The 2,202-nt window shown below is 69.6% G+C and carries 2 protein-coding genes; both read left to right on the top strand.

From position 1 onward, the window contains the following. Nucleotides 1-1,974: Fe(3+)-hydroxamate ABC transporter permease FhuB (gene fhuB / locus EN994_RS28240; RefSeq protein ID WP_245466106.1), on the top strand; the 1,974-nt coding region annotated here is incomplete at its 5' end. Between the two features lie 109 nt (nt 1,975-2,083). After that, nucleotides 2,084-2,202 (top strand): ABC transporter ATP-binding protein (locus EN994_RS36795; RefSeq protein WP_164746274.1); only part of this gene is annotated, 119 nt, incomplete at its 3' end.

The raw sequence follows: 2,202 nt of genomic DNA, 5'->3' as shown, positions 1-2,202 counted from the left end.
CAGCGCGACGGCATCGGCGCGCTCATCCTGCTAGTTGCCGTGCCCGCGGGGCTGGCGCTGGTGCTGAGCGTCATCGATCTCATCCACCTTCTGCCGGCGCACCTGTGGTGGCAGGCGCTCACCGCCCCCGACACATCCGATCCAGTGCAGTTGCTGTATCGCTATGCTTTCCTGCCACGTGTCGCCGTCAGCGTGCTGGCCGGCGCGGCGCTCGGTCTCGCCGGTGTCGTCATGCAGCATGTGCTGCGCAACCCGCTGGCCGAGCCGACCACGATCGGCACCAATGCCGGAGCAAGCCTCGCTTTGGCGGCCGCCACCCTCTACGCACCATGGCTGCTGGAAGGCGGCCGTGAAGGGGTGGCGCTGGCTGGCGGCGCTCTCGCCACATCAGCCGTTTTCGCACTGGCGCGCGGGCGCAGCTTTTCGCCAGTGTCGATCATCATCGCCGGCCTCGTCGTCAGCCTCACTTTCGGTTCGGCCGGCGCGCTGCTGATGGCGCTCAACCGCGAATACACCGAGGAGCTGTTCATCTGGCAGAGCGGCTCGCTGGTGCAGAATGGCGATGCGGCCGTCGTTGCTCTGGCGCCGTGGCTGCTGGCCGGCATCTGCGCCGCGTTCCTGCTCTGGCGACCGCTACGCCTGCTCGATCTCAGCGACGACGGCGCGGCATCGCTCGGCACCCGCCCGGCCGTCATCCGCCTTGCCGGCATGGCTGTCGCCGTCTCGCTTGGCGCGCTGGTCGTCGCCGAGGTCGGCGTCATCGGGTTCGTAGCGCTCGCTGCCCCGGCGCTGGCGCGGCTGGCCGGAGCGCGCACGCTTGGCCGCCGCCTGGTCTGGTCGCCGCTGGTCGGCGGCGCCCTGCTCTGGCTCACCGACCGCCTGGTGCAGCATCTGCCGTTCGCCGGCGAAATCCCCGCCGGCACCGCGACCGCTTTGCTCGGCGCGCCGCTGCTGCTGTTCCTGTTGCCGCGAATGCGAACCACCCCCGAAAGGCAGGCCGATATGATGTCGTCCGTACGCCTGCCGACAAACGGCCTGCCGTTGATCGCCGGCCTGCTGGCGCTCATCCTCGCGGTTGTCGTCGCAATGGGCTTTGGCCGTGGCGCAGGCGGTTGGCACTGGATCGCATCCGAGGATTTGACCGAGCTGCTTGCCCTGCGCGCGCCTCGCGTCGTCGTAGCCCTGTCGGCGGGCGTCCTGCTCGCGGTCGCCGGCACGCTGATGCAGCGCATGACCGGCAACCCGATGGCAGCACCCGAAGTGCTCGGCATTTCCGGCGGCGCCTCTTTCGGCGTGCTGGCGCTGCTGTTGCTCAGCGACGGCTTCGACCGCGCGGCAATGCTCGGCGCCGCACTCGCGGGCGCCTTGCTGGCGCTGACGATCGTCGTGCTGGTCGGGCGGCGCAATGCACTGTCGCCGTCGCGGCTGCTGCTTGCCGGCGTCGCCGTGGCGACGGTCGCGTCGGCCTTCGCCGCGCTGCTTCTGGCCAGCGGCGATCCGCGCACGGGCTTCCTGCTCGCCTGGCTATCGGGATCGACCTATCGCGCAACGCCCAATGATGCCTTCACTGCCGCTGCGGTCGCGGTCGCCGTCCTCGCGCTGGCGCCGCTGACGGCGCGCTGGCTCGATATAGTGCCGCTCGGCGAAACTGCCGCGCGTGGCCTTGGCCTGCGGCTTGGACGGGTTCGCGCCATTCTGCTGGCACTTACCGCGCTGGCCACCGCAACCGCGACATTGGTCATCGGCCCGCTGAGCTTCGTCGGCCTGATGGCGCCGCATCTCGCGCGCATGCTCGGCTTCCGCCGTGCCGTGCCGCAGCTTCTGGCCTCGGCCATGACAGGCGGGCTGATCCTCGTTGCCGCCGACTGGGCCGGCCGGACGCTGATCTTTCCCTGGCAGGTGCCGGCCGGGCTCATCGCCGCCTTCGTCGGCGGCCCCTATTTCATGGCGCTGATGTGGAAAGGCAGGCAATGAAGTCGGCCCTGGCATATTGCCGGCCCTGCCCTGCCGATTGTAAGCAGCGCCCATCGATGGCGGCCGGTGCCCTCGCCGCGTCCATCAAGACAGCTTGCGGTTCACCTCGATGATCAGACGTTTCCTGTCCTATTACGCGCCCTGGAAGGGGCTGTTCGCGCTCGACTTCTCCTGCGCGGTGCTGGCCGGCCTGCTCGAACTTGGCTTTCCCATGGCGGTCCGCACCTT

It is taken from the genome of Mesorhizobium sp. M7A.F.Ca.CA.002.09.1.1 (genome assembly GCF_003998555.1).
GTDB classification, from domain to species: Bacteria; Pseudomonadota; Alphaproteobacteria; order Rhizobiales; family Rhizobiaceae; genus Mesorhizobium; species Mesorhizobium ciceri.
Note: the sequence above shows the minus strand (reverse complement) of the source record. Positions and strands in the feature narration are given on the sequence as shown.